19 protein-coding genes are annotated in these 26,170 nt (G+C 59.6%); 9 read left to right on the forward strand and 10 right to left on the reverse strand.

The window, feature by feature from the left end; genetic code table 11:
* Positions 1–12 precede the first annotated feature (12 nt).
* Entirely contained in the window at positions 13–1,386 is a 1,374-nt protein-coding gene (locus tag ACE3SE_RS11265) for an MFS transporter (protein ID WP_374555312.1), read from the forward strand.
* 70 nt (positions 1,387–1,456) lie between these two features.
* Positions 1,457–2,944: a mannitol dehydrogenase family protein gene (locus ACE3SE_RS11270; RefSeq protein WP_374555314.1), complete on the forward strand. Its 1,488-nt coding sequence runs from the start codon at positions 1,457–1,459 to the stop codon at positions 2,942–2,944.
* Positions 2,945–3,051: 107 nt separating this feature from the next.
* Here the strand turns inward: ACE3SE_RS11270 and ACE3SE_RS11275 are convergent, their stop codons facing one another.
* The 6 genes from ACE3SE_RS11275 to ppk2 all read right to left on the reverse strand — a co-directional run bounded on the left by ACE3SE_RS11275 (position 3,052) and on the right by ppk2 (position 9,705).
* Positions 3,052–4,716, reverse strand: a complete 1,665-nt coding sequence (locus ACE3SE_RS11275; RefSeq protein WP_374555316.1) for an L-lactate permease — start codon at positions 4,714–4,716, stop codon at positions 3,052–3,054.
* Between the two features lie 194 nt (positions 4,717–4,910).
* Complete coding sequence (locus tag ACE3SE_RS11280) at positions 4,911–6,497, reverse strand: methyl-accepting chemotaxis protein (RefSeq protein WP_374555318.1); 1,587 nt, start codon at positions 6,495–6,497, stop codon at positions 4,911–4,913.
* A 292-nt stretch (positions 6,498–6,789) separates the two neighbouring features.
* On the reverse strand, positions 6,790–7,530 hold the full coding sequence (locus ACE3SE_RS11285; RefSeq protein ID WP_374555320.1) for a UDP-2,3-diacylglucosamine diphosphatase: 741 nt from the start codon (positions 7,528–7,530) through the stop codon (positions 6,790–6,792).
* A 102-nt stretch (positions 7,531–7,632) separates the two neighbouring features.
* Positions 7,633–8,124 (reverse strand): peptidylprolyl isomerase, encoded by a 492-nt coding sequence (locus tag ACE3SE_RS11290; RefSeq protein WP_045847100.1) that lies wholly within the window; start codon positions 8,122–8,124, stop codon positions 7,633–7,635.
* 79 nt (positions 8,125–8,203) lie between these two features.
* On the reverse strand, positions 8,204–8,761 hold the full coding sequence (locus ACE3SE_RS11295; protein ID WP_045847101.1) for a peptidylprolyl isomerase: 558 nt from the start codon (positions 8,759–8,761) through the stop codon (positions 8,204–8,206).
* Positions 8,762–8,847: 86 nt separating this feature from the next.
* Positions 8,848–9,705: a polyphosphate kinase 2 gene (gene ppk2, locus ACE3SE_RS11300; RefSeq protein ID WP_204377090.1), complete on the reverse strand. Its 858-nt coding sequence runs from the start codon at positions 9,703–9,705 to the stop codon at positions 8,848–8,850.
* A 403-nt stretch (positions 9,706–10,108) separates the two neighbouring features.
* Between ppk2 and ACE3SE_RS11305 the strand changes: the two genes are divergently transcribed.
* The gene (locus ACE3SE_RS11305; protein ID WP_374555322.1) at positions 10,109–11,776 is read left to right on the forward strand and encodes a SulP family inorganic anion transporter; all 1,668 of its coding nucleotides are present in this window, start codon (positions 10,109–10,111) and stop codon (positions 11,774–11,776) included.
* Here ACE3SE_RS11305 and ACE3SE_RS11310 read toward each other — a convergent pair.
* Positions 11,773–13,113, reverse strand: a complete 1,341-nt coding sequence (locus tag ACE3SE_RS11310) for an HD-GYP domain-containing protein (RefSeq protein ID WP_374555324.1) — start codon at positions 13,111–13,113, stop codon at positions 11,773–11,775. The genes ACE3SE_RS11305 and ACE3SE_RS11310 overlap by 4 nt on opposite strands.
* A gap of 114 nt (positions 13,114–13,227) precedes the next feature.
* Positions 13,228–15,513: a YgiQ family radical SAM protein gene (locus tag ACE3SE_RS11315; protein WP_374555326.1), complete on the reverse strand. Its 2,286-nt coding sequence runs from the start codon at positions 15,511–15,513 to the stop codon at positions 13,228–13,230.
* Between the two features lie 297 nt (positions 15,514–15,810).
* Between ACE3SE_RS11315 and ACE3SE_RS11320 the strand changes: the two genes are divergently transcribed.
* From ACE3SE_RS11320 to ACE3SE_RS11345, 6 genes are all read left to right on the forward strand, one after another.
* Positions 15,811–16,665 carry a Kdo hydroxylase family protein gene (locus tag ACE3SE_RS11320; RefSeq protein WP_374555328.1) on the forward strand — a complete coding sequence of 285 codons (855 nt, stop codon included), beginning with the start codon at positions 15,811–15,813 and terminating at the stop codon, positions 16,663–16,665.
* Positions 16,666–16,807: 142 nt separating this feature from the next.
* Positions 16,808–18,493, forward strand: a complete 1,686-nt coding sequence (locus ACE3SE_RS11325) for a glutamine--tRNA ligase/YqeY domain fusion protein (RefSeq protein ID WP_374555330.1) — start codon at positions 16,808–16,810, stop codon at positions 18,491–18,493.
* Positions 18,494–18,734: 241 nt separating this feature from the next.
* Positions 18,735–19,952 carry a 6-phosphofructokinase gene (locus ACE3SE_RS11330; protein ID WP_062789081.1) on the forward strand — a complete coding sequence of 406 codons (1,218 nt, stop codon included), beginning with the start codon at positions 18,735–18,737 and terminating at the stop codon, positions 19,950–19,952.
* Between the two features lie 154 nt (positions 19,953–20,106).
* Positions 20,107–21,480: a cysteine--tRNA ligase gene (cysS, locus tag ACE3SE_RS11335; RefSeq protein WP_045847108.1), complete on the forward strand. Its 1,374-nt coding sequence runs from the start codon at positions 20,107–20,109 to the stop codon at positions 21,478–21,480.
* A gap of 162 nt (positions 21,481–21,642) precedes the next feature.
* Positions 21,643–21,858 carry a 50S ribosomal protein L31 gene (gene rpmE, locus ACE3SE_RS11340; RefSeq protein ID WP_045847109.1) on the forward strand — a complete coding sequence of 72 codons (216 nt, stop codon included), beginning with the start codon at positions 21,643–21,645 and terminating at the stop codon, positions 21,856–21,858.
* 105 nt (positions 21,859–21,963) lie between these two features.
* Positions 21,964–23,619 carry an ArnT family glycosyltransferase gene (locus ACE3SE_RS11345; protein WP_374555333.1) on the forward strand — a complete coding sequence of 552 codons (1,656 nt, stop codon included), beginning with the start codon at positions 21,964–21,966 and terminating at the stop codon, positions 23,617–23,619.
* 59 nt (positions 23,620–23,678) lie between these two features.
* On the opposite strand, the gene ACE3SE_RS11350 is transcribed toward ACE3SE_RS11345, so the two are convergent.
* On the reverse strand, positions 23,679–24,095 hold the full coding sequence (locus ACE3SE_RS11350; protein WP_374555335.1) for a hemerythrin domain-containing protein: 417 nt from the start codon (positions 24,093–24,095) through the stop codon (positions 23,679–23,681).
* A 106-nt stretch (positions 24,096–24,201) separates the two neighbouring features.
* Positions 24,202–26,163, reverse strand: coding sequence for an acetoacetate--CoA ligase (locus ACE3SE_RS11355; protein WP_374555337.1), 1,962 nt, complete (start codon positions 26,161–26,163; stop codon positions 24,202–24,204).
* Positions 26,164–26,170 lie beyond the last annotated feature (7 nt).

The following is a 26,170-nucleotide window of genomic DNA, read 5'->3' on the forward strand; positions in this document are numbered from 1 at the left end:
TGGGGGTGTGATGTGAATACGGATAATGTCCTGGATCAGCAAATCAAGGAAAGTGATACTTCCGGCCTGGTCAAGACTGCTGTTTCAGGCTGGTTGGGAACGGCTCTTGAATTCATGGATTTTCAGCTTTACTCCCTGGGCGCTGCACTGGTTTTTCATGAAATATTCTTCTATGGACAAAGCAGGGCCATGGTATTGATCCTGGCCATGGGCACATATGGTGCAGGTTATCTGGCGCGTATTGTCGGTGCCATCATTTTCGGACGCATGGGAGACCGGGTTGGTCGCAAGAAAGTACTGTTTATCACGATTACCATGATGGGCTTGTGTACAACCCTGATCGGTGCACTGCCTACTTATGCGCAGATCGGTATTCTGGCCCCAATACTGCTGGTTATCCTGCGTATTGTGCAAGGATTGGGTGCCGGAGCGGAAATATCCGGTGCCGGCACCATGCTGGCAGAGTCAGCACCGCAGGGTAAACGCGGCATCATTTCTTCATTGGTAGCCATAGGGACAAATTGCGGAACCTTGCTGGCAACGGCGATCTGGGGTGTTCTGTTTTATTTGCTGGACCGTCAGCAACTGATGGAATGGGGATGGCGCATTCCGTTCTTGTCCAGCGTCGTGGTCATGGCATTTGCCATCTGGCTACGTGCCAACCTGAAGGAGTCGCCTGTTTTCGTGCAAGGTGTGAATCAACGGCATGTGCATGAAAAATCGCATGAAAAGCCGGCTGCCGTGGAAGCGGATGATGGCGGGTTTGCTGCCATGTTCCGCAGTCGTGCATTCTGGCTTGCGACCACCCTGCGTTTTGGACAGGCCGGAAATTCCGGTTTGATTCAAACCTTCCTGACCGCTTATCTGGTTCAGACCCTGCTGTTTGACAAGAGCATTCCGACGGATGCCTTGATGATAAGTTCTGTCATCGGATTCCTGACGATTCCATTAATGGGATATCTGTCGGATCGCTTCGGTAGAAGGCTTCCGTATATTGTGCTGAATGCTGGAGGAATATTGCTGGCTTATCCATTGCTGTCATTGATCATGGATCAAGCCCAGGATACCGGCACCATCATGCTGTGCATCATCATCATTCACAATATTGCTGTGCTGGGATTGTTTGCTCTGGAAAACATCACCCTGGCCGAGTTGTTTGGTGCGCGGCAGCGCTTCACGCGGATGGCGATATCAAAGGAGGCCGGAGGCCTGGTGGCGGTTGGTTTGGGCCCGCTGCTGGCTGGTATCTTCTGCCATTTGACTAACAGCTGGTGGCCTGTGGCAGTCATGGTCATGTGCTATTCAATGGCAGGCCTGATGGCGGCACTGTTGATGCCGGAAGTCAAAGACCGCGACCTGACCATCATGCAGGATGCAGCCGTCTGAGCCGGGTTGCCCAGTTGTATTGCCGCGTTGTGAGTACTGTGGTGCTTGTGTTGTTTCCTGAGGAGTGCCCATGCCAGATTCGTCTTTGTCCACCAAGCATTTGCAGCCACCTTACCCACGTGAAGCCTTGCGACCCAGATTATTGCATCTGGGTTGTGGGGCGTTTCATCGCGCTCATCAGGCGGTGTTTGCCGACATGCTGGCCAGCGACCATGCCAGTGACTGGGGCTACTGTGAAGTCAGCCTGACGGATAGTGGCGGTACGATTACTGCCTTGAAAGGGCAGGACTTTCTCTATGCAGTGGCAGAAATGGATGGCAATGACTGGTCATGCCGGGTTGTGGGCGTGGTCTGTCAGGCACTGAGCCTGCGTGAGGATGGCTTGTCGGCCGTTGTTGAGGCGCTGGCGCAGCCTGAGCTGGCCGTGGTGACGCTGACCATTACCGAGAAGGGTTATTGCCATTCACCCGCCACCGGCCAATTGCAGATGGAACATCCCGCCATCCGGCATGATATTGCCTGCCCCTGGCAGCCATGCTCTGCTCCCGGAGTGTTGCTGGCTGGTCTGCGTTTGCGTCGTGAGCGTGGCTTGCCCGGCTTGACCATTCTGTCTTGCGACAATATGCCGGCTAACGGTGTCGTGACAAGGCAAGTCATGACGACGCTGGCCAGTTTGCAGGATGCAGACCTGGCTGCCTGGGTGGAATCGCAGGTGGCATTTCCTTCCAGCATGGTGGACTGCATCGTGCCCATGGTGACTGCAGAAACCCGCAGGCGCATCCGTGACTTGCTTGGCGGTGTCGATGACCCGGCCGGTGTGGCTTGTGAACCTTATCGCCAGTGGGTGATAGAAGACTGCTTTCCCTACGGGCGACCGCCATGGGAACGGGTTGGGGTCAAGCTGCTTGCCGATGTGCAGCCTTTCGAGGAAATGAAGTTGCGCATGCTCAATGGCAGCCATTCCTTTCTGGCGTATCTGGGTTGTCTGGCCGGCTATGTGCATGTCAGCGATTGCATGCAGGATGCTTGCCTGGTGAGGCTGGTCCACCATTTGATGGTGGAAGAGCAGGCGGTCACATTGGTGCAATGCCCGATAAAGCCTGAAGAGTATGCCGCGCAGCTGCTGACTCGCTTTCGCAATCCCGCTTTATTACACCGTACCTTGCAGATAGCAATGGATGGCAGCCAGAAATTGCCACAGCGCATGCTGGCGTCCATTCGTTTTCATCTGGCGCATGGCAGTCGTTTTGACTGCCTGGCACTGGGGGTGGCGGCATGGATGTGCTTTGTCAGTCGGGTGGATGAGCAGGGGCAAGTCATCTCCGTGTCCGACCCGCTGGCCGGGGAAATAAGCCGTCTGCTGTCCAGTAGAACGGACGGTGAATCTGCGGTACGGGCATTGTTGAAGCTGGAGCAAGTGTTCGGGACCGATTTGCCCGCCAATACGCATTTTGTCGAGCTGCTTGAGCAGCAGTTCCAGTTACTGCAGCAGGATGGTGCCAGGGCCTGCATCGCATTGTTGTGCCGTCGGCTTGGACTGACCGTTACCTTGGCCTGATGTCACAGGCAGGCTACAAGATTGCCATGTCCTGATGTTGTGAAAAAGCCCCGCCGGATTGCTCTGGCGGGGCTTTTCATATCCGCAGTAAATGCGGCCGGAACGACTTAGTGCAATACCAGCAAGGTAAACGGCGGCAGATAGGCCATCGCCGTTACCACCAGGCCGACCAGGCAGGCCAGTGCCAGCGAGTGGAAGAACACATAGCGCAGGATCACACCTTCCTTGCCGTAATACTGGGTAGCAGTCGAAGCCACCACGATGGACTGGGCGTCGATCATCTTGCCCATTACACCACCGGCGGAGTTGGCCGCCGTCATCAGCACCGGCGACAGGCCCAGCTGGGTAGCGGATGCCTTTTGCAGACCACCGAACAGCACGTTGGCGGCGGTGTCGGAACCGGTCAGTGCCACGCCCAGCCAGCCCAGCAGGGTGCCGAAGAAGGGGTAGAGCACGCCAGTGTGCGAGAACGCCAGGCCCAGGGTGATGTCCACACCGGAGTAGCGGGTCAGGTAGCCCAGTGCCAGCATGGCCACGATGGTGATCAGCGAGTAGCGCAGGGACCAGAAGGTCTGACCGTATACCTTGATCAGCTCACTCGGACGATAGCCCATGATCAGGCCGGACAGGATGCCTGCCACCAGAATGCCGGTACCGGTGGTGGACAGCAGGTTCAGCTTGTAGATGGCTGCTTCGACATGCGGCTTGGCCACAACCGGCGGCATCTTCTGTACCAGGTTGTGCAGGCCGGGCCACTGGATGTCCAGCGTGAAGATGGCATCCAGCGCCTTTTTCACATTGGGAGAGCCCCAGGCGAATACCAGCACCGACAGGATCAGCCACGGCAGCCAGGCACGGATCACGTCACCGGTGGAGTAACCATGCTTGGGTTGCAGGGCGGTCTTGCCTGCGGCTTCGGCAGCGGCACCGGCCATGGTGCCGGCGGTGGAGGTGTATACCTCTTGCGGGTGCCATACCTTCAGGAAGAGAACCAGCGCGGCAATCGAGCACACCGAGGCAATCACGGCAACCAGTTCCGGCCCCATGGTGTTGGAGACGATCAGCTGCGGAATGGCGAAGGACAAGCCGGCCACCAGGGCGGCAGGCCAGATGCGCAGGGTGTTCTTCCAGCCGCAGAAGGCAATCAGCAGCCAGAACGGCACGATGACGGCGAAGATGGTCATCTGGCGACCCACCATGGAGGAAATCAGCATCACGTCGATGCCGGTCACCTTGGCCAGGGTGGTAATCGGTGTGCCCAGTGCACCGTAGGCGACCGGTGCGGTATTGGCGATCAGCGACAGGCCGGATGCGGCCAGCGGCGAGAAGCCCAGGCCAATCAGCATGGCACCGGTAACGGCCACCGGTGTGCCAAAGCCGCCAGCACCTTCGAAGAAGGCACCAAAGCAGAAGGCAATCAGCAGCAGTTGCAGGCGACGGTCTTGCGTGACGCCGGTAATGCTTTCACGCAGGATGGCAAACTGCCCTTTGCGTTCGGTCAGCTGGTACAGGAAGATCACGTTCAGGATGATCCAGCCAATCGGCAGCAAGCCGTTGGCCGCACCCATCAGGGTGGCGCTGGCAGCCATGCCGGCGGGCATGCCGAAAATGCCGATGGCGACAACGAGCGAAGTGATCAAACCCATCACGGCTGCAATGTGAGCCTTGATATGAAAAATGCCGAGCGCGCCCAGCAGCACGATGACCGGCAGCGCTGCGCACAGCGTAGACAGCCACGGGTTGCCCAGTGGGTCGTAAACGTGGGACCACATGATGGTTCTCTCCAATGATTGTTGGCGTTGATCGGGCGCAGCCATCGCGGCTGTGCCCCATTCGAGCGTTCCGCCTGTTTTTGTACTGGTGGCGGATGCCGCAACTGTAGTGATCAAGCATCAAATCGTCATTTAGGGCTTGCCCTTGCGGGTTTACCCTGTGTCTGACGATGGGGAGAGAGGGCGAGCGAGGGTCAGGCGGCGGTCAGCGGGGCGCTGCTTTCGCCATCCAGAGCGGATAACTGTCGGTGGTCAGCGGCTTGGTCACGCAAGCGGAAGAAGGCCACCCGTTGTTGCAAGGCTTCAGCATACTGCAGCATTTCCCGCGAAAGTGTGGCCATGTTCAGCGATTCTTCAGCGTTTTGCACTGATGAATAGCTTAATTGGTTCAAGGACTGTGAAATCTGGCTGATGCCCAGGTTCTGTTCCTGACTGCTGCTGTTGATGTGTTCCACCAGGCGACGGGTCTGGCTGATGATGTCTTCCAGCGTACCCATGGCACTACCGGCATGTTCGGCCCGGCTCATGGTTTGTTGCGACAGTTGCTGGATTTCCTGCGCCACGTCCTTGCTGCGCTGGGCCAGTTTGCGAACCTCCTGCGCCACCACGGCAAAACCCTTGCCGTGTTCTCCGGCGCGGGCGGCTTCGATTGTGGCATTCAAGGCCAGCAAATCCGTCTGGTAAACAATGTCGTCGATCTGCTCTATGCACTGAATGATATGGTGCAGGGCCTGCACCGTGTTTTCTACCAGCAAGCGGCCTTCACGGCTGGCATCTACCGCTGCAATGGCTTGTTGTTCGGTTTGCTGGGCGCTATGCATGGTGGCATCCAGCGTGGAAGAAAACTGCTGCAAGGTGGTGGCAATTTCCTCCAGATGGGCCGCCTGACTGCTGGTTTGGTCTCCGACATGGCTGGCAGCATGTTCTACCTGTCCGGACAAGGTGCGCATGTCGGTCGCAGTCTGGCGTATGCCGTGCATGACGGTGCTCAAGCGGCTGATCATGCTGTCCAGTACACCACTCATGCTGTGGGGGCTGACTTGCTGCAGACGGCCTTGCCACTGGCCCTCTGCCAGTTGGCCGATATGCTGACGGGTTTGGGCCGGTTCCGCACCCAGCAGCGCAATCAGCCGGCGATAGCTCCAGCGCAATAACAGGGCCACGACCAATACGGTTCCGAGCAAGGACAGTGACAATAGCAGCCAGTTTTGCCGGTTGCTGCTGGCTGCTTCATCTTCCAGTCGCTGCTGGTATTGCTGGGCCTGAATCACGGCCTTGTCGATAGCCTGGCGGTGTTGTGCATACACCTGCTGCATATGGGCAAAAACAATGTTTACCTGGCGGTCCTGTTTTTTTTGCAGGGCCGGAAGCAACTGCTGATTCAGCAATATGAAAAACTCACGTCCATATTCCTGAGCCTGGCCTGTCAGAGACTCGCGCAATGCAACAGGCAGGTCCTGTCGCTGCCAGTACTGGTAATGCTGATTGAATGCCTGTTCACTGCGCTGTAACTGCCCCAGCAGATGCGCTTGCTGCTCAACGGATGCCAGCCTGAGCTGATGGACGAGGAGATTGGCTTCAATGATGTAAGCCGGTGGCGGCAGGATATCTGCCACCAGATCCTTGGCCTGGATGATGCGGTGGTACTGCGGGCCACCGATGGTGATTTGCCTGATCAGTACTGCCGCTCCCAGCGCCACGGCGGCAAGCAAGCTGGCCAGCACCAGCGTGAGCCAGACAAAACGCTGGCGCACCGAGAAAAAACGGTGATGGTTCTGCATTGGTGTGATTCCCCAAAGCCCGCACATGTCCGGCCAGACCCTGCCTGTTGGCGGGCCTTGTCTGCTGTGCTGCTGTTGTCAGGCATGTCAGGCATGCCATGTTGTAAGTGAGCTTGAGACTGCAGTGGAAATGTCAGCAAGCCCACTTATCAGGAATAGCACATTATTGCCAGAGTGAAGGTATTACATACTGTCCTAAAGAATTGTTTTAAACAGTAGTAGGGGCAGGGGGTGGGCAGAGCCAGCAGCGCGCCTAGTTGCAATTAAGCCGCAATGGCTCCCATTGGTGAGGCTAGTCGTGTTGGTGGCCTGCTGTCAGTGCATGAGCCTGCAGACCATTTTCATCCAGCCGCAGATAGCCGCCATGATTGCCGTACCAGTCGGTCAACACCCAGCGCTGACTGGACTTGTTGTCTTGTTGATAGCTGTGGCAGGCCGGGCGGTGGGTGTGGCCGTGGATGAGAACCGGCCAGTCATACTGGTCGAGTAATGCCAGAACGGCCTGTTCGGTGACATCGGTAATGGCGCTCAGGCCTTGCTGCTGTTTGGCGGCTTCACTTTGCATGCGTGCCTGTGCGGCAATGGCGTGGCGTTCGGCCAAGGGGCGCGCCAGCATGGCGGCTTGCCAGGCCGGGTTGCGGCTCACGGCCCTGAATTGCTGATAGGCGGTGTCATCGGTACACAGCGCATCGCCATGGCTCAAGAGATAACGCTGGCCATAGGCCTCCAGCAGGTGAGGGTCTTCCAGCAACATGGCCCCGCTGCGCTGGCAAAAGCCCTCGCCCAGCAGGAAGTCGCGGTTGCCTCGCATCACATAAAGTGGGGTATGGCGGGAGAACTGCTGCATGGCAGCCAGCATGTCCTGCAAGAATGCAGAATCATCGTCATCACCAACCCAGTATTCGAACAAATCACCCAGAATGAACAGGCTGTCGATCTGCCCCTGCCATGCTTGCAAGGTACTCACGAACAACTGGCATAGTGCGGGGCTGTCTTCGCTCAGGTGCAGGTCGGAAATGAAGTGATGGCTCATGATGTTTCAGTAAGGGCAACAATTGTCAGAATGCCAAAGCAAAGCCAGCTCACCCGGGGGCAGCTGGCTTGCTGACAGGGCCGCTAGTGGCCCTGGACGGGATCAGATGATCTCGGCCTTTTCCACCACGACGGCTTCAACCGGCACGTCCTGGTGACCGCCGCTACGACCGGTACGCACGGTCTTGATGCGATCAACCACTTCCTTGCCTTCCACAACCTGGCCAAATACGGCATAGCCCCAGCCTTGAGTGGTTTCGGACTTGAAGTCCAGGAAGTCATTGTCGGACACGTTGATGAAGAACTGGGCCGATGCGGAGTGCGGGTCCATGGTGCGGGCCATGGCAACGGTGTAGGTCTTGTTGGAAACACCGTTGTTGGCTTCGTTCTTGATCGGATCGCGGGTGTCTTTTTGCTTCATGTCGGCATCAAAACCACCGCCCTGAATCATGAAACCGTTGATTACGCGGTGAAAGATGGTGCCGTCGTAGTGGCCGCTCTTTACGTATTCTTCAAAATTGGCGGCAGTGACCGGGGCTTTGTCGTGGAACAGTTCCAGAACGATATCGCCGAAGTTGGTGCTCAGTTTGATCATGAGGATTCCTTTATTGTCTGAAGCGTACGCTTGATGCGGTGTGCTGAAGGCCAGCCTGTGGCTGGCCGGTGAAGGCGGGTCAGGGTTTAACCACAACCTTCTGGATCACGATGGGCTCGAAGGGCACGTCATCCATGCCTTTCATGCTGCCGGTGTGGGTTTTGGCAATGCGGTTGACGACGTCCATGCCCTTGCTGACCTTGCCGAATACAGCATAGCCGATGCCTTGCGGGCTGGGGTTCTTGTAGTCAAGGAATTCGTTGTTGGCCACGTTGATGAAAAACTGTGCCGTTGCCGAATTTGGGTCGGCAGTGCGGGCCATGGCGATGGTGCCAATGCTGTTTTTCAGGCCGTTGGCGGCTTCATTGGGGATGGGCGCGTTGGTTTTCTTCTGTTCCAGCTTGCCGTCAAAACCACCACCCTGAATCATGAAACCATCGATGACGCGGTGAAATACCGTACCGTTGTAAAAACCGGCCTTGGCATAGCTGACAAAATTGGCCACGGTCTTGGGCGCTTTGGCCGAATCCAGGGTAATTTCAATCACGCCTTTGTTGGTGGTCATTTCCACCACCGGCGCGGCGTGTGCCAACAGGGGCAGGGCACACAGGGCAAGGCTTGCGAGCAGTTTTTTCATGGATGTAAGGAGTGCTGTCGGCGGAAACAAAGCCGAATTCTAGCACAGCAGCCGCATCGCGGATGCGGCTGCTTGGGTCGCTTGCTTCAGACGTCAAAACGCAGTGACTTGTCCTCATCTGCATTGTGCATGTGCTTGGGGGCACCTACGATCAGCGGGTCGGCGGCATGGGCCACGCGCGGGTCCTTGTTGGGGTAGTCCAGGCTGGCCAGGAAATGGCGGATACAGTTCAGCCGTGCCCGCTTCTTGTCATCCGATTTCACCACCACCCAGGGCGCATCGCCGGTATTGGTGTGGAAGAACATGGCTTGCTTGGCCGCAGTGTAGTCGTCCCATTTGTCCAGCGACTGAATGTCGATGGGCGAGAGCTTCCAGTGCTTGAGCGGGTCATCCCGGCGCGAGATGAAACGACGCAGCTGTTCTTCACGGCTGACCGAGAACCAGAACTTGAACAGATGGATGCCGCTGTTGACCAGCATGCGTTCCAGCTGCGGTGTCTGGCGCATGAATTCCAGGTATTCGTCCGGGGTGCAGAAGCCCATCACCCGTTCCACGCCGGCGCGGTTATACCAGGAGCGGTCGAAGAACACGATTTCGCCGGAAGACGGCAGATGTTCGATATAACGCTGGAAATACCATTGACCGCGTTCGCGCTCGGACGGTTTTTCCAGTGCCACCACACGGGCACCACGCGGGTTCAGGTGTTCCATGTAGCGCTTGATGGTACCGCCCTTGCCGGCAGCGTCGCGGCCTTCAAACAGGATGACGATTTTCTGCCCGGTTTCCTTCACCCAGTTCTGTACTTTCAACAGCTCGATCTGCAGTTCCAGCTTGATCTTTTCGTACTCGGCCCGGCGCATGCGGGTGCGGTAGGGGAAGCTGGCAGGGAGTTCGGCGGTGCTGCTGTCTTCGCTGGTGCCGTGCGGTGCCTCGGCCACCTGCAGTGCAACCGGCTGCTGGCTGATGGTTTCGATGGCTTTCACCGATTCCTGATGCACGCGCTTGACGTTGCTCTGGCGGCTGCTGGTGCTGCGCGCAGGCTTGCGGCTGGCCGCAGGAGTGCTGGTGGAGCTGGTATTTTCCGCGACAGGTGTGGTGTCGGCGGGCGTACTGATGGCGGGATCGTTATTTTTGTCTTGCGTCATGGTTTTCCCTCATGCTGAAGTGGTCTTGAAACCATGCTACGCCTGTTGAATTGGGGTGTCGATATGCCTCTGCCATGGCGGTTATTCCGCTGGCGGGATACCCGGCTGGCTTGCGCCTGGCGTAGTTGGCGTCGATGATGACAGTACAAACATGCAGCGGCAGCACTGTTTGCTGCCGCTTGCCATCAACGAAAGTCGCACCATGTTCAGTCCGGGATTCCACCCTTGTATTGTTGATACCCTCAAAAGCTATAACCGCCAGTTGCTGCGCGATGACATCATGGCCGGCATTACCGTCGGCATTGTCGCCTTGCCCTTGGCCATGGCCTTTGCCATGGCCAGTGGGGTGACGCCACAGGCTGGCATATTCACTGCCGTGATTGCCGGTTTTCTGGCGGCGGTGCTGGGGGGGAGCCGTTTGTCGGTCACCGGGCCTACCGGGGCCTTCATCGTCATCATCTACGGCATTGTGGCCAAGTACGGGGTGGCCAACCTGCTGATCTGCACCTTCATGTCCGGCGTGATGCTGGTGTTGATGGGCATTTTCCGGCTGGGGCAGGTGATCCGCTTTTTTCCCTTGCCACTGATTACCGGTTTTACCAACGGTATCGCCGTGCTGATTTTCCTGACCCAACTGAAAGATTTTTTCGGCTTGCCGGTGGAAAAGATGCCAGCCGGCTTCTTTGCCGTGATGCAGGTATTGCGTGAGCAACTGGGCAATTTTCACTGGCCGACCTTGCTGCTGTCTGCGGCCAGCCTGCTGCTTATCCTGCTATGGCCAAAGCGACTCAACCGCCTGTTGCCCGCGCCTTTTGTCGCGCTGATTCTGGCGACGCTGGCCACGGCCTTGTTCAGCCTGCCGGTGGCCACGCTGGGCAGCAAGTTCGGTGGTATTCCGCAAGGCTTGCCCAGCTTTGGCGGGCTGGACCTGGACCCGACCCATTTGTCCGACCTGCTGGCACCGGCCTTTACCATTGCCCTGCTGGGGGCCATCGAGTCACTGCTGTGTGCGGTGGTGGCGGACAGCATGACGTCCGACAAGCATGATTCCAATCAGGAGCTGATCGGTCAGGGCATCGCCAATATGGTGGCCCCGTTTTTTGGCGGCATTCCGGCGACCGGAGCGGTGGCGCGCACTGCCACCAATATCAGCAACGGCGGTCGCAGCCCGGTGGCTGCCATGGTGCATGCGGTGTTGCTGCTGTTGATTTTGCTGGTGGCAGCCCCGTTGGCGGCGAGCATTCCCCTGGCGGTGCTGGCGGCCATCCTGATTTCGGTGGCACTGAAAATGGGGGACTGGGATATCCGCAAGGCTTTCCAGTTTCCCAAGCGCGATACCGCCGTGCTGATTGTCACCTTTGTGCTGACCGTGGTGTTTGACCTGACGGTGGCAGTACAGATCGGCCTGCTGATGGCGGCGGTGTTCTTCATCCGCAGCATGGCCAGCCATACCTCGGTCAACCGCCTGTTGCCGGAATATGCGCAGTTGTTCGAGCGCCATACCATTGCCGGCAAGCATGTGCCGGATGGCTGCGCGGCTTTCCGGGTGGAGGGTGCACTGTTTTTCGGCGCGGCGGACAGTGTGGAAATCATTCACCAGCAGGCCGAGCAGGCGCGCGTCATCATCTTGCAGTTGCACCGGCTGGTGATGCTGGATACCACCGGTTTGCTGGCGCTGGACAGTCTGAACGACAAGCTGCGCGTACAGGGCAAGACGCTGATTCTGTGTGGTGCGACCGATGAGGTGCTGGACATGCTCAAGGGGTCGCGGCTGGTGGATGATCTGGGTGCGGATAATCTGCAGCCGGACCTGGCAGCCGCCTTGCAGCGTGCCGAACAGTTGCTGACCAGCGGGGTGGTGTGGGGCTAGAGCTGGCCTTCCTCGCGCAATACCTGCTGCAAGGCTGCAAAACAGCGTGGATCGATAGCCACGTGCAGGTTCTGCTGCATGATGTCCAGTGTTTTGGCCACCGGCGTGGCCGGGTGGTATGGCCGCTCGGCATTGATGGCGTCAAAAATGTCGGCGGTGGTGATGATGCGGGTTTCCAGGGTGATGGCGTCGCCTGACAGACCGCGCGGATAGCCCTTGCCATCCAGTCGTTCATGGTGGGCGGCGGAAACATCGGCCAGCTCGGCAAACACCTGCATGCGGCCAAGAATGGCGTGGGTGTAGCTGGCGTGTTTTTGCACGGCGGCCCATTCCTCGGCATCCAGCTTGCCTGGCTTGTCCAGAATGCGGTTGCTCACCCCCAGCTTGCCCACGTCGTGTAGCAGGGCGCCGCGTTTGAGCCAGCGGCGGCGCGCATCATCCAGGCCCAGGGTGGCGGCAATACGGTCGGCATAATGACCTACCCGCTGACTGTGACCGGCGGTGAAGGGGCTTTTGGAGTCGACCACCTGGCCGAAGCCTTCGGCAATTTCATCCAGATAATCTTCATCAACTTCCACCTGATGCTGGGCCGGTTCCAGCGCCAGTACCGCCTGATCGACAGCCGTCGATTCCAGCACCTGCCAGAAGGTTTCGTCACTGGCCACGCTGGCAAAGCTGGCCACCAGTTGTGGGTCGAACCAGTTGCCGGCACGTTGCTGCACCTCGGCCAGCGCACCGTCACGACCACTGGTGATGTGAAACACATCCACCACCTGCGCCAGCAGGGCAATGCGGGCATTGAGCGGAATGGCCTCACCCTGCAAACCCAGCGGACGGCCGGAGCCATCCCAGTGCTCGTCCAGCGACTGGATGCCGCGCGCCACGTTTTCATTGAAGCGCAGCTGGCGGGCGATATCCGCACCTCGATAGCAACGGGTCTGGATCAGTTCGTCGGCAATTTCCTTGCCATTGCGCACAATGCTGATAATGGATGCCAGGCGGTCGGCCCAGCCGGCGTGGCGACCGGTATGGCTGAATACAAAACCCAGCTTGTCCTGCAAGCTGCTGCCTACCAGCTTGAAGTCTTGCTTGAACTGGCGATCATCTGCCAGATACAGTTCGCTGATGCGGGCGGCATTGCTGCTGCAGCCCAGGTCTTTCAGCAGGATGGCGTAGTACAGTTCCCACAGTGACTGGCTGTCCAGCCCGATGGCACGGCCAATGTGCATGCCTATCCAGCAGCTGCGTACACAATGGCCTTCAGGTTGTCCCTCGGTGATATCCAGTGCATAGCTGAGCGAACCCAGCAATTCCGCCAGCTTGAGCGAAGCCCCCATGGTCCATGTCCTGTTTGAATCCGGTTGGCTGCTACTTTAGCTGCCAAACAGGGAGTCTGCCCAATAAAAACGGCATCGCCAGGCGATGCCGTTTTTATTGCCGATGATGATGGATCAGCGTTTGTGCTTGCTGCGGTTGGTGCCAGTGGCCTGGCTTGCCGGTTTGCTGCCCGGTTTTGCTCCCGGCCGGCCGGTGGCTTGCGGACGTCCACCAAAGGATTTGCCTTGCGCTGCCGTGGCCTTGCCCTGACCCGGACGCGGCTGGCCGGGCTTGCCATTGCCCTGACGTGCCGCCGGCGCGCCCAGACGGTGACGCACCGCAGCGGATTTGTCACCCGGCGGGGTGGGCGGAATCAGGCAGTGCTTGCTGTGGCCGATCAGGTCGCTGCGGCCCATATTGATCAGCGCATCGTGAATGATCTGCCAGTTGTCCGGGTGGTGATAGCGCAGGAAGGCCTTGTGCAGCTTGCGGCGATAACCATCGCGCACCACATCCACTTTTTCCGAGCTGCGCGACAGGCGCTTGAGCGGGTTGCGCCGGGTATGCCACATGGTGGTGGCCATGGCCATGGGCGTCGGGGTAAAGGTTTGCACCTGATCCAGACGGAAGTTGTTCTTCTTCAGCCACAGCGCCAGATTCATCATGTCCTCATCGCTGGTGCCGGGGTGGGCGGCGATGAAGTAGGGGATCAGGTATTGTTCCTTGCCGGCCTGACGGCTGAAGCGTTCGAACAGCTCCTTGAACTTGTCGTACGCGCCCATGCCCGGTTTCATCATCTTGGACAGCGGGCCGTCTTCGGTGTGCTCCGGGGCAATTTTCAGGTAGCCGCCCACGTGGTGCTGCACCAGTTCCTTGATGTATTCGGGCGAGCGCACCGCCAGGTCGTAACGCAGGCCGGACTGGATGTTGATCTTCTTCACCCCCGGCAGGGCACGTGCCTTGCGGTACAGCTGGATCAGGTGGCTGTGGTCGGTATTCAGGTTCTCGCAGATGTCCGGGAACACACAGGACAGCTTGCGACAGGAGCGTTCGATGTTCGGGTCCTTGCAGGACAGGCGGTACATATTGGCAGTCGGGCCGCCCAGATCGGAGATGTGACCGGTGAAGCCCGGCGTCTTGTCGCGGATTTCCTCGATCTCGTGCAGGATGGATTCTTCCGAACGGCTCTGGATGATGCGGCCTTCGTGCTCGGTGATGGAGCAGAAGGTACAGCCGCCAAAACAGCCGCGCATGATGTTGACCGAGTACTTGATCATTTCCCACGCCGGAATGTGCGCATTGCCATAGGACGGGTGCGGATTGCGGGCGTAGGGCAGGCCGTAGACGAAGTCCATTTCCTCGGTGGTCAGCGGAATGGGCGGCGGGTTCAGCCACACATCGCGGCTGCCGTGCAGCTGCACCAGTGCGCGCGCATTGCCGGGGTTGGATTCCAGATGCAGGGTGCGGCTGGCGTGTGCATACAGCACCGGGTCGTGCGCCACGGCTTCGTAGGCCGGAATGCGGATGACGGTTTTGGCACGTTCGGCGCGGCGTTTGGCCAGGCGCTCTTCGCGCGATTCGATGCGGATTACCTGCGGAGCAGTCGGGTCGCTGCCCTTGGTGGCCTCTGCTGCTTGTTCCGGAATCTCCTGATACGGATTCAGGTGCGGATCCACCTTGCCGGGGGTGTCCACCACGCTGGAGTCCATCTCCTGCCATTCCTCATCCGGACGCCAGCCTTGCTGCACCACAAAGGCGGTACCGCGTACGTCGCGGATTTCACTGAGTTTTTCACCCTTGGCAGCACGATGGGCGATTTCCACCAATGCGCGTTCGGCATTGCCATACAGCAGGATGTCGGCCTTGGAGGTAATCAGCACCGACTGGCGGACCTTGTCGCTCCAGTAATCGAAGTGGGCGATGCGGCGCAGGCTGGCTTCGATGGAACCGATCATCACCCCCACGCCGGGATAGGCTTCGCGGCAACGCTGGGCATACACGGTGACGGCACGGTCCGGGCGCTTGTTCGGTTCGGCATTGGGGGTGTAGGCATCATCCGAGCGCGGGCGACGGTCCGCCGTGTAGCGGTTGATCATCGAGTCCATATTGCCGGCGGTGACGCCGAAAAACAGGTTCGGCTTGCCCAGTGCGCGGAAGGGCTCGGCCGACTGCCAGTCCGGCTGCGCAATGATGCCGACGCGGAAGCCCTGGGCTTCCAGCAAACGGCCCACCAGCGCCATGCCGAAACTGGGATGGTCGATATAGCAATCGCCGGAAATCAGGATGATGTCACAGGAATCCCAGCCCAGCTGGTCCATTTCGGCGCGGCTCATCGGCAGGAAAGGGGCAGTGCCGAAGCGGCTGGCCCAGTACTTGCGGTAAGAGGTAATCGGTTTGGCGGCGGCTGGCTGTGTCGTCATGCTGAATGAAAGCGGCTGGTGGCGCAGGTGGATAAGCAACCGGGCATTATGCCGTACTTCTGGATTTTTATCAGCATAAATTGTTGTTTTTAATGGCGAATTGCCATGCTGGGAGTAGGGGTGGAGGGCAATATTTTCCGTTGAAATCAGTTGTTTGGCGGTTTTGCCGCCCTGCAAGCGCTGCCGGAGTGTGACCTTGGCCGCAGTTTGGCGTAGGCTTGCGGATTGTCTTGGTTTGTCATGCTGATGTGTTGTATTGCTTCACATCAGCCACATACAGCACAGGAAACATTGCGCATGAGCAGTCAGATCATCCATCTGGACGGAAAAACGTCTGAATCCCAAGTAGCTGAGCTGGAAAGCGGCAAGGTACTGTTTCTGCCGCAGCTGGACTTTGCCATCCAGCCTGCCGAACTGGCCTTGCTGAACCCGGCCATTGCCGACCCTAAACGCAAGAACATCAGCCTGGAGCCGCAAGATGATGGCAAGTTGCATGGCGTGGCCGACCCGGCCAACGAAGCCGCAGTGCGCGCCTTGATTGCCCGCTATCGCGACAGCGCCTTTGCCTTGGTCAACCAGTTGCTGCCGGAATACCGTGGCAAGCTGCGCGCTGCACCCACCAGCCTGCGCCTGATGCGGGTGGAAAATCGCCAGACTTCCTGGCGCAAGGACGACAGCCGCCTGCACGTGGATGCCTTCCCGTCCCGCCCCACCTACGGCGAGCGCATCCTGCGCGTGTTCTACAATGCCAATCCCAATGGTGAACCGCGCGTGTGGCGCGTCGGGGAGCCGTTTGCCGACATGGCGCGGCGCATGCTGCCTCGGGTGCCTTACCAATGGCCGGGTTCGGCCGCACTCATGGCTGCGCTGAAAATCACCAAGCGCAAACGCAGCGCTTACGACCACCTGATGCTGCATCTGCACGATGCCATGAAGGCGGACATGGACTACCAGCGCACCTGCCCGCAGGAAACCATGCCGTTTCCGTCTGGCTGCGGCTGGGTGTGTTTCTCCGACCATGCCTCGCATGCGGTGATGTCCGGCCAGTTCATGCTGGAGCAGACTTTCTGGCTGGCCGCGCAGGACATGGCCAACCCGGCACGCTCGCCACTGGCCGAATTGCAGGCCATCACCGGGCGCAAGCTGCTGTAAACCAAGCGGGCGGTTGGCCGGGCAAAGTACCGGCCAGCCTGTATTTCCCCGGCAAAACCGGCCATGCCGGGACTACCTCTCCCCAGCAAGGGCAAATCGGTTACAATCACCGATTGCTTTCAATCAGTCTGCAGCCAGAATCATGAGCACGGAAAACAACGCGCCAGTAGTCAGCAACTTCATTCGCAACATCATTGACGAGGATCTGGCTTCCGGCAAGCACAGTTCCATCGTCACCCGCTTCCCGCCGGAGCCCAATGGCTACCTGCACGTGGGTCACGCCAAATCCATCTGCCTGAACTTCGGTCTGGCCGAGGATTACCAGGGCAAGTGCAATCTGCGCATGGATGACACCAACCCGGAAAAAGAGTCGGACGAATTCGTGCAGTCCATCAGGGACAGCGTGGAATGGCTGGGCTTCAAGTGGGATGGCAATGTCCGTTTCGCCTCGGATTACTTCGATGCGCTGTATGACTATGCCGTCGAGCTGATCAAGTCGGGCAAGGCCTTTGTCTGCGACCTGAACGCCGAAGAAATGCGCGCCTATCGCGGCAGCCTGACCGAGCCGGGCAAGAACAGCCCCTTCCGCGACCGTAGCGTGGAAGAGAACCTCGACCTGTTCACCCGCATGCGTAACGGTGAATTCCCGGACGGCAGCAAGACCCTGCGCCTGAAAATCGACATGGCTTCCGGCAACGTGAACCTGCGCGACCCGGTGATCTACCGCATCCGCCGCGCACATCACCACCGTACCGGCGACAAGTGGTGCATCTACCCGATGTACGACTACACCCACTGCATCTCCGATGCGCTGGAAGGCATTACCCACAGCCTGTGCACGCTGGAGTTCGAAGACCATCGCCCGCTGTACGACTGGGTGCTGGACAACATCACCATTCCTTGCCACCCGCGCCAGTACGAATTCTCCCGTCTGGAACTGCTGTACGCGCTTACTTCCAAGCGCAAGCTGCAGGCGCTGGTGACCGACGGCCTGGTGGATGGCTGGAACGACCCGCGCATGCCCACCATCGAAGGCATGCGTCGCCGCGGTTTCAGCCCGGCCGGCATTCGCCTGTTCTGCCAGCGCATCGGCGTGTCCAAGGGTGAAAACATCATCGACATGAGCGTGCTGGAAGGCGCTGTGCGCGAGATGCTGGAAAACGAATCGCCGCGTGTGATGGCCGTGCTGGACCCGATCAAGGTGACCCTCACCAACTTCGATGCCGCCGTCACCGCCAGTCGCAGCGCGCCTTTCCATCCGCATCACCCGGAATTCGGCGAGCGCGAAGTGCCGATCGGCCGTGAAATCTGGATCGAGCGTGACGACTTTGCCGAAGTGCCGCCGCCCAAGTGGCAGCGCCTGACCGCCGGTGGCGAAGTGCGCCTGCGCTACAGCTATGTCATCAAGTGCGATGAAGTGATCAAGGATGCCGACGGCAAGGTGGTGGAACTGAAGTGCTCCATCGACCACGACACCCTGGGCAAGAACCCGGAAGGCCGCAAGGTCAAGGGCGTGATTCACTGGGTATCGGCCGAGCACGCGATTGAAGCCGACGTTCGCCTGTACGACCGCCTGTTCACCGAGCCGCGTCCGGATGCGGTGCGTGGCGACGATGGCGAATATGTCGACTTCCGCCAGTTCCTCAACCCGGAATCGCTGAAAACCGTCACTGCCTATGTGGAAGACGCCGTGCTTAAAGCAGCCCCGGAATCGCGCTTCCAGTTTGAGCGCCTGGGCTACTTTGTCACCGACCGTTACGACCATCAGCAAGGTGTGCGTGCGGTGTTCAACCGGACTGTGGGTTTGCGCGATAACTGGAGCAAGTGATTTTTTGTCCCAACGGGTAAGTAAGCACTTACTTACCCGACTTGGTGCTGAATCTCTCTCAAGCGGGCCTGCTGGCCCGCTTTTTTCATGTCTGTTGATCGGATACACCGTTCGGCGGGCACTGACAAGCTTCGCCAGCGCAGCATTTGATGCGCGTCGACTTTGGCGTGATGTAATTTGCCTGCTACACCTGTCCTGCCTAGCATCAAAACCATTCAGTCTTGCTTTGCGGAGAAGTGTGATGAACCAGCCTCGCCTGCTGTATCTGCAATCCGGTGGTCCCACCGCCGTTCTCAATGCCTCGGCGCAAGGGGTGATCGAAACCGCCCGCAAGCTGGGCATCTCGGTGTATGCCGCCCGCGACGGCCTGGCTGGCCTGCTGGAAGACCGGCTGGTGAATACCGATGGGGTGTCCGATCATGACATCGCCCGGCTGGGTTTTTTGCCCGGCGGGCATTTTGGCGTCAGCCGCCGCATGATAGGCCGTTTCGACGAATGTCCTGAGGACTGGCTGCGCATGAAAGCGGTGCTGGCGCGTCACGGCATTCATTATCTGCTGATCAATGGCGGCAACGGCTCGCTGGGCTGTGCCGCCCGGCTGGCGGATTTCCAGCGTCACACCGGCCACGCCCTGCATGTCATCGGTGTGCCCAAAACCATAGACAACGATCTGGTCGGCACCGACAACAGTCCGGGCTATGGCTCGGCGGCCAAGTTTCTGGCCAGCACCATGCTGGAAGTGGGCATGGACATGATCAGCATGGGCCGCGGCCGGGTATTCATCATGGAGGCCATGGGCCGCCATACCGGCTGGCTGGCGGCGGCACCGGCTGCGGCGCGGATTCACGGCGGGCAGGCACCGCATATCGTGTTGCTGCCGGAAGTGCCGTTTGATCAGGACAAGTTTCTGGCGGCAGTGGATGCCAGTCTGGCGGCGCATGGCCAGTGCGCCATCTCGGTGGCAGAAGGCCTGGTGGATGCCGCCGGACGCTTTGTCACCGAGGCCAATGCCTCGGCCGTGTATGGCCACGAGCAACTGGGCGGGGTGGGCAGCTGGCTGGCGGCGCTGCTCAAGCGCGAGCGCGGCCTGTCCGCCCATGTGGCGCAGGTGGATTATCTGCAACGCGCAGCCGGGCATCTGGTGTCGGCCACCGATGCCGCCCAGGCTTACCAGATGGGGCAGAAGGGCGTGGAATGGCTGCAGGCCGGCCGCAGCGGTGTGATGGCGGGCATCCGCCGCCTGTCCGATCACCCTTACCGCTGGGAAGTGGCGGAGTTTCCGCTCTCTGATGTTGGGGATCTGGAAAAGGCTTTCCCGTCGCACTTCATCTCTGCCGATGGCTATGGCGTGACCCAGGCTTTTCTGGATTACCTGCTGCCGCTGATGGAAGGGGAGCGCATGCCACCCTTCCGTCAGGGCGTGCCGGACTACCGCCGTATTGAATGGCCGCCGGTGTGACCCCATTTACTGGCAGCAGATGTCACTCGGGACCGGGCACTGGCCCGGTTTTTCATTTTCCGCGCAGCAGGACGGGCAGTGTGCAGGCGCTTCGCGGGGGCTTGACGACTCTGATACAATTTCCCCTTTTACCCAAGCACAGGTTATCTAGATCATGCTGAACGTGTACAACACCCTGACTCGCCAGAAAGAAGAGTTCCATCCCATCGAACCGGGCAAGGTGCGTATGTATGTGTGTGGCATGACGGTGTATGACCTCTGTCATATCGGCCATGCCCGCATGCTGGCCGCCTTTGACGTGATCTACCGCTGGCTCAAGGCCTCCGGTTACGATGTCAACTACGTGCGCAACATCACCGACATCGAAGACAAGATCATCAAGCGGGCGCTGGAACGCGGCATTACCCCGGACCAGTTGGTGGCGGAAACCATCGCCGACATGCATCAGGATGCCGCTGCGCTGAACCTGCTGCCGCCGACTCACGAACCGCGCGCCACCCATCATGTGGGCGGCATGATTGCGCTGATCGAACAGCTGATTGCCAATGGCAAGGCCTATCCGGCCCCCAATGGCGATGTGTATTACGCGGTGCGCGAGTTTGAAGGCTACGGCAAGCTGTCTGGCCGTACGCTGGACAAGCTGCGCGCCGGTGAGCGCGTGGAAATCGACCCCAACAAGCGCGACCCGCTGGACTTCGTGCTGTGGAAGGCTGCCAAACCGGGCGAGCCGTCCTGGGACAGCCCATGGGGTGCTGGCCGTCCGGGCTGGCATATCGAATGCTCGGTGATGAGCTGCCACCATCTGGGCGAGCACTTCGACATCCACGGCGGTGGTGAAGACCTGCAATTCCCGCACCATGAAAACGAAATCGCCCAGTCCGAAGGCGCGCATGGCCATCAGTATGTGAATTACTGGCTGCACAACGGCTTCATCAATGTCGATGGCGAAAAGATGTCAAAATCGCTGGGCAATTTCTTCACCATCCGCGACGTGCTGCAGCATTTCGACGGCGAAGTGGTGCGCTTCTTCATTGTGCGCAGCCACTACCGCAGCCCGGTCAACTACACCGACAGCATCCTCAACGATGCCAAGCAGGGCCTGACTCGTCTCTACACTGCCTTGCGCGGTCTGGCGCTGCCGGAAAGCACGGGCATTGACTGGAGCAACCCGTACGCTGCGCGCTTCAAGGCAGCGATGGATGACGACTTCAGCTCCTCCGAAGCCGTTGCCGTGCTGTTCGAGCTGGCTGGTGAAGTCAACAAGAGCCGCGATGTGCAACTGGCCCGCCTGATGAAGGACCTGGGCGGCGTGCTCGGCCTGCTGCAACGTGAGCCGGAGGAATTCCTCAAGGCCGGTGCCGGTGAAGGTGAATTGACTGCCGAGCAGATCGAAGCCCTGATCCAGGCGCGTCGTGATGCGCGTGCCAACAAGAACTGGGCCGAGTCCGACCGTATCCGTGACGAGCTAATCGCCAAGGGTGTGGTGCTGGAAGACAATGCGCAGGGCACCAGCTGGCGTCGTGCCTGAGCCTGCATTGCTGGCCGGGTAAGTCCAGGGCGGCAGTCTGATAAGGGCTGTCGCCGTTTTCGTTTCGGGCGACTTGTCAAGTGCTGATAAAGCGCGGATAATGCACCCCTTCACCAAGTAGTACAGGCAAAACCCCTGTACCCGTAACCAAGGAAGCTCATCATGCGCGCTGATATCCACCCGAATTACAAAGAAGTTGCGGTTACCTGCTCCTGCGGTAACACCTTCACCACCCAGTCCACCATGGGCAAGGACGCCTTCCACATTGAAGTGTGCTCCAGCTGCCACCCGTTCTACACTGGCAAGCAGAAGATTGTTGATACCGCCGGCCGTATCGACAAGTTCAACCAGAAGTTCGGTGGCTTCTTCAAGCGCTAAGCTTGTAAGCTTTGGAAAAAAGGCAGCCCAGGCTGCCTTTTTTCATTTCCGCTGCGTGTGCTTGCACATTAAAATAATGCTTTACTCCAACTGGCGCGCGCCTCGATGCTGACGTACTCCCCGCAAAACGCCACCGTTCCCGTTCCCACCGAAAAGCCCTGGGTCTTGTTGCTGCTGTGTTTTGTCTGGCTGTGGCCGGGCATCATCGGTCACGACCCGTGGAAGCCTGACGAACCCTATGTGATGGCTGTAGTGGATGGCATGCTGCGCAGCGGCAACTGGCTGCTGCCCACCATCCAGGGCGTACCCTATCTGGAATCCCCACCGCTGTATTACTGGGTGGCCACGGTACTTGCCAAGCTGTTTTCCCCCTGGCTGCTCCCTGCCCATGATGCCGCGCGGCTGGCAACGCCGCTGTTCATGACCCTGGGACTCACCCTGGCAGGGATGACCGGGCGTGACCTGATAGGCCGCCGTCACGGACGCAGCGTGGTGATGATTTTGATTGGCTGTCTGGGCCTGATTGTCACCGGCCACCAGATGACGCCGATGGTAGCCAGCTTTACCGGTTTTGCCGCCGCCTTTTATGCCCTGTCGCTCACCCTGCGCTCTCCCGGACTGGCCGGTGCCATTCTGGGGGCAGGTAGCGCCGCCCTGTTCCTGAGTGCCAGCCTGCTGGAAGTGATGCTGGTGTGGGCTGTCGTGCTGTTCCTGCCGGCCTTTGCCGCGTGGCGCAACAAGCGCTATGTCATCACCGTGCTGATGGCCTTGCTGGTGGCTGTGCCTGTGGCGCTGATCTGGCCGCTGGAGCTGTCCCGCAGCTATCCGGCGCTGTTCCGCCTGTGGTGGGAACACCATGCGCTGGGCCCGCTGGACGGCTTTGGCAAGGTAGGACTGTTTCACGGTTTTGGCTACTACACCTTCAATACCATCTGGTTTGCCTGGCCGGCCTGGCCGCTTGCCGCCTGGACGCTGTACCGCAACCGCAAGTACGAACTGCCCATGTTGCAGCTGCCGCTGATGTTTTTTGCCGTGGTGCTGATCATGCTGACGCTGTCGGTGCGCAAGAGCATGGATTACGCCATGCCGCTGCTGTTGCCGCTGTCCCTGCTCGCTGCGGTTGAGCTGGATAATCTGCGGCGTGGCGCTGCGGCCTTTCTCAACTGGTTCGGCCTGATGGCATTCGGGGTGTTCGGCCTGCTGATCTGGGCGGGCTGGGCGGCGATGAACTATGGCTGGCCAGAACGGCTGGCAGGCCGGGCACAGTATTTCAGTCCTTACTATGTGCCACATGTTTCGCTGCTGGCCGCCATCTTTGCCATTCTGGCCACCATCACCTGGATATGGGCGGTCACCCGCAGCCATGTGCGTGGTCGGCAAGCCATTACCAACTGGGCTGCCGGACTTACCTTGTGCTGGGGATTGGCGCTGAGCCTGTGGCTGCCGTGGCTGGATGCGGCAAAGAGCTATCGCCCGGTGGTGGAAAGCATGCTGCGCAACGTGCCCCCGGCGGTACTCAATGGCAGCAGCTGCATTGCCACCGAGCGCGAGAACATGATTGCGCGCATCAGCTGGCACTATTATGGCGGGATAGATCTGGTAGCTTATCCGGCTGGCGAAAGCAGCCCCTGCGACTACCGCTTATTGATGCGTTCACGTACCGAGGGCCTGGCCGAGCCGGGCTGGAGCTTGTTGTGGCAGGGATCGCGACCGCGCGAGAAGTACGAGCTGTTCGGCCTGTTCAAGCGCTCGCCGCACTAGCCGCACAGCAGGATTCATCAAGATGACAACAGGCCGCAGCACATGCGGCCTGTCTGCTTTTAGTCCTTCCCGTGCTGATTCAGGGCAGCCATCACTGCCGACAGGCTTTCCGCCAGCACAAACAGTTCGCGCTCTTCAAAGCGGACATGGGCAGTCATGGCATCGGCAAAGGCTTGCAGCATGGCTGGCGAGGCCAGTTGCGGATGTTGCAGCAGGGCATGCAAATGGGCGTGATCTGCCAGCGTGCGCTCAACCGCAGCCTGCTGGCTGGCTTGTGACAGCGCAGGTAACAAGAGGCGTTCTTCCTGGGCGAAATGGGCTTGCAAGCTGTCCTGATAATGCTGGATCAGTCGCCGGGCGACGCGTTGCCACTCTTCAGCATCATCCTGCCGTGCCGCTTTACCGGCTTGCATGGCCAGCGACAGGGCATGGTGATGGTCGTGTGAGAGTGGGGTAAGGGCTGCGCTGCGTTTCATGATGGTGGCTGTTAACGGTCAGGCAGACAGCCTGCGCCAGTGGCAGAAGATGTGCCTTGATCACTCTCAAGGACAGCCGGGCCTCCCGGCGGGAGGCCCTGAGCGGCTAGTGTTGCAACTGCGGCAGATTGGCAAACAGCTGCAGTGCTTCCGGGTTGGCTAGTGCACTGAGATTATTCACCGGCTCGCCGTGAATCACGTTTTTCACCGCCAGTTCGACAATCTTGCCGCTGATGGTGCGTGGAATATCCGCAACGGCAATGATGCGCGCCGGTACATGGCGCGGGCTGGCACCACGCTTGATCTGTTCGCGCAGCCGGTTGACCAGCGCCTCATCCAGCACATGGCCCTGCTGCAGCCGGACAAACAATACCACGCGCTCGTCGTCCTGCCAGCGCTGGCCCACGGCCAGGCTTTCCACCACTTCCGGGAAGCTTTCCACCTGACGGTAGATTTCCGCCGTGCCGATACGCACGCCACCGGGGTTGAGCACCGCGTCGGAACGGCCATAAATCACCATGCCGTTGTGGGCGGTGATTTCAGCGTAGTCACCGTGGCACCACACATTATCGAAGCGGCCAAAATAGGCCTGACGATATTTGCTGCCTTGCTCGTCCTGCCAGAACCCCACCGGCATGGAGGGGAAGGGGCGGGTGCATACCAGTTCGCCCTTTTCCTGCCGCACCGGCCTGCCGTAACTGTTGAAGATGTCCACCGCCATGCCCAGGCCACGGCATTGCAGCTCTCCACGGTATACCGGCAGGTTGGCGCAACCCAGGGCAAAACAGGACACGATGTCAGTACCGCCGGAAATGGAGGCCAGATTGATGTCCTGCTTGATGTTGGCGTATACCCAGTCAAAGCTTTCCGCCATCAGTGGCGAGCCGGTGGAGAAGATGGCGCGCAGTGCATCCAGCCGGTATTGCGTGGCAGGAGTCAGGTTGATCTTGCGCAGGCCGTCGATGTATTTGGCCGAGGTGCCAAACTGGGTGAATTGCCATTGCTGCGCATATTCCCACAGGATGTGTCCCTGATTGGCAAACGGCGAGCCGTCATACAGCATCAGCGCCGCGCCGCTGGCCAGGCCGGATACCAGCCAGTTCCACATCATCCAGCCGCAGGTGGTGAAGTAAAACAGGTGGTCGCCATGGTGAATGTCGGCGTGCAGCTGGTGCTCCTTCAGGTGCTGCAGCAAGGTGCCGCCAGTGCCATGCACGATGCACTTGGGTTTGCCGGTGGTGCCGCTGGAGTACAGGATGAACAGCGGATGGTTGAATTCCACCCGGACAAACTGCAAGTGACGCGCAGCGAAGCGGGCAATGAAATCGTCCAGCGTGATGGTGCGCGGCAGGCTTTCGGCAAAGGCAGCGGTTTCGCCCAGATAGGGGACGGCAATGAACTGCTGCACCGAAGGCAGACCGGCTGCCAGCGCCTGCATCTTGTCGCGGATGTCGATCTGCTTGCCGCCATACCAGTAGCCATCCGGACAGAACAGCAGCTTGGGTTCGGTCTGGCCGAAGCGGTCGATGGCTCCGTCGATGCCGAAGTCGGGCGAACAACTGGTCCACACCGCACCCAGGCTGGTGGCAGCCAGCATGGCAGCCACGGTTTCCGGCATATTGGGCAGGAAACCGGCCACGCGGTCGCCTGCCACAATGCCGGCGGCCTGCATGGCTTGCTGCAAGCGGGACACCAGCTGGCGCAGCTGCTGCCAGCTGTAGCGGGATTTGACCTTGTCTTCCCCCCAGAACACCAGGGCGGTGGCATCACCATCGTGGCGCAGCAGGTTTTCTGCGTAATTGAGGCGGGCTTCGGGGAAAAAGCGCGCAGCCAGCATATTGTCCGCCTGCTCCAGCGCGCTCCCACCCTTGTCACCCAGCACCCCGCAGTAATCCCACACCAGCGCCCAGAAGCGGCCCGGATCGTCCACACTGGCTTGCCACAGAGTCTGGTAGTCGGGCAGCGGGCGGTCGTAGGCTGCTTCGGCCAGGCGGGTAAAGGCATGCAGGTGGGAGCCTGCAATACGTTCGGCGGATGGTTGCCAGATGGGCTGGGTGGGCTGCTGCATGGTTCTC

Source organism: Aquitalea pelogenes, from assembly GCF_041914625.1.
Classification (GTDB): domain Bacteria; phylum Pseudomonadota; class Gammaproteobacteria; order Burkholderiales; family Chromobacteriaceae; genus Aquitalea; species Aquitalea pelogenes.

What these genes read in the sequence shown, in the direction of transcription:
- ACE3SE_RS11270 (WP_374555314.1), top strand. Translation starts at nt 1,457, where the DNA reads ATGCCAGATTCGTCTTTGTCCACCAAGCATTTGCAGCCACCTTACCCA.
- ACE3SE_RS11275 (WP_374555316.1), bottom strand. Translation starts at nt 4,716, where the DNA reads ATGTGGTCCCACGTTTACGACCCACTGGGCAACCCGTGGCTGTCTACG.
- ACE3SE_RS11280 (WP_374555318.1), bottom strand. Translation starts at nt 6,497, where the DNA reads ATGCAGAACCATCACCGTTTTTTCTCGGTGCGCCAGCGTTTTGTCTGG.
- ACE3SE_RS11285 (WP_374555320.1), bottom strand. Translation starts at nt 7,530, where the DNA reads ATGAGCCATCACTTCATTTCCGACCTGCACCTGAGCGAAGACAGCCCC.
- ACE3SE_RS11290 (WP_045847100.1), bottom strand. Translation starts at nt 8,124, where the DNA reads ATGATCAAACTGAGCACCAACTTCGGCGATATCGTTCTGGAACTGTTC.
- ACE3SE_RS11295 (WP_045847101.1), bottom strand. Translation starts at nt 8,761, where the DNA reads ATGAAAAAACTGCTCGCAAGCCTTGCCCTGTGTGCCCTGCCCCTGTTG.
- ACE3SE_RS11305 (WP_374555322.1), top strand. Translation starts at nt 10,109, where the DNA reads ATGTTCAGTCCGGGATTCCACCCTTGTATTGTTGATACCCTCAAAAGC.
- ACE3SE_RS11310 (WP_374555324.1), bottom strand. Translation starts at nt 13,113, where the DNA reads ATGGGGGCTTCGCTCAAGCTGGCGGAATTGCTGGGTTCGCTCAGCTAT.
- ACE3SE_RS11315 (WP_374555326.1), bottom strand. Translation starts at nt 15,513, where the DNA reads ATGACGACACAGCCAGCCGCCGCCAAACCGATTACCTCTTACCGCAAG.
- ACE3SE_RS11320 (WP_374555328.1), top strand. Translation starts at nt 15,811, where the DNA reads ATGAGCAGTCAGATCATCCATCTGGACGGAAAAACGTCTGAATCCCAA.
- ACE3SE_RS11325 (WP_374555330.1), top strand. Translation starts at nt 16,808, where the DNA reads ATGAGCACGGAAAACAACGCGCCAGTAGTCAGCAACTTCATTCGCAAC.
- ACE3SE_RS11330 (WP_062789081.1), top strand. Translation starts at nt 18,735, where the DNA reads ATGAACCAGCCTCGCCTGCTGTATCTGCAATCCGGTGGTCCCACCGCC.
- cysS (WP_045847108.1), top strand. Translation starts at nt 20,107, where the DNA reads ATGCTGAACGTGTACAACACCCTGACTCGCCAGAAAGAAGAGTTCCAT.
- rpmE (WP_045847109.1), top strand. Translation starts at nt 21,643, where the DNA reads ATGCGCGCTGATATCCACCCGAATTACAAAGAAGTTGCGGTTACCTGC.
- ACE3SE_RS11345 (WP_374555333.1), top strand. Translation starts at nt 21,964, where the DNA reads ATGCTGACGTACTCCCCGCAAAACGCCACCGTTCCCGTTCCCACCGAA.
- ACE3SE_RS11350 (WP_374555335.1), bottom strand. Translation starts at nt 24,095, where the DNA reads ATGAAACGCAGCGCAGCCCTTACCCCACTCTCACACGACCATCACCAT.
- ACE3SE_RS11355 (WP_374555337.1), bottom strand. Translation starts at nt 26,163, where the DNA reads ATGCAGCAGCCCACCCAGCCCATCTGGCAACCATCCGCCGAACGTATT.